Source organism: Mycobacterium sp. 050134 (genome assembly GCF_036409085.1).
In the GTDB taxonomy this organism is placed as follows: domain Bacteria; phylum Actinomycetota; class Actinomycetes; order Mycobacteriales; family Mycobacteriaceae; genus Mycobacterium.
On the sequence record NZ_JAZGLV010000095.1, the window covers coordinates 1 to 303 of the forward strand.

General features: G+C 75.6%; 1 protein-coding gene. It reads left to right on the forward strand.

What is annotated here, in order from left to right; genetic code table 11:
• A partial coding sequence (locus SKC42_RS27550) for a hypothetical protein (protein WP_330967382.1) occupies positions 1 to 303 on the forward strand: 303 nt, incomplete at both ends.

A 303-nucleotide genomic window follows, 5' to 3' on the forward strand; every position in this document is an offset into this window, starting at 1 on the left:
GCGACCGGCTCCACGGGTGCGACTGGGGCGACCGGCTCGACTGGTGCGACCGGCTCGACTGGGGCGACTGGTTCCACGGGTGCGACTGGGGCGACCGGCTCGACTGGGGCGACTGGTTCCACGGGTGCGACCGGGGCGACTGGCCCGACTGGCCCGACCGGCTCGACTGGCTCCACCGGAGCGACGGGTGCGACCGGCCCGACCGGACCGACTGGTTCCACGGGTGCGACCGGGGCGACTGGGGCGACCGGCTCCACGGGTGCGACTGGGGCGACCGGCTCGACTGGTGCGACCGGCTCGACT